The sequence below is a fragment of the Photorhabdus hainanensis genome (genome assembly GCF_018448965.1).
Taxonomy (GTDB): Bacteria; Pseudomonadota; Gammaproteobacteria; order Enterobacterales; family Enterobacteriaceae; genus Photorhabdus; species Photorhabdus akhurstii.
In genome coordinates this window covers 1-455 of the sequence record NZ_RCWD01000139.1, presented here as the reverse complement: position 1 = coordinate 455, position 455 = coordinate 1, and the positions used below count along the sequence as shown (strand labels likewise).

Genomic DNA, 455 nt, shown 5'->3' with positions numbered 1-455 from the left:
CTCGGGTGGAGACAGCCTGGCCATCATTACGCCATTCGTGCAGGTCGGAACTTACCCGACAAGGAATTTCGCTACCTTAGGACCGTTATAGTTACGGCCGCCGTTTACTGGGGCTTCGATCAAGAGCGTCGCCTCGCGGCTAACCCCATCAATTAACCTTCCAGCACCGGGCAGGCGTCACACCGTATACGTCCACTTACGTGTTTGCACAGTGCTGTGTTTTTAATAAACAGTTGCAGCCAGCTGGTCTCTGCGACTGGCCTCGGCTCCGGGCGCAAAGCCCCTCACCTACCGCCAGCGTGCCTTCTCCCGAAGTTACGGCACCATTTTGCCTAGTTCCTTCACCCGAGTTCTCTCAAGCGCCTGAGTATTCTCTACCTGACCACCTGTGTCGGTTTGGGGTACGATTCAATGTCACCTGATGCTTAGAGGCTTTTCCTGGAAGCCGGGCATCA

Annotated in this window: 1 rRNA gene; it reads right to left on the bottom strand. The window is 55.6% G+C overall.

Going from position 1 to position 455, the window contains the following annotated elements:
- Positions 1–455 (bottom strand): 23S ribosomal RNA (locus EAE92_RS24250); the annotation flags it as partial.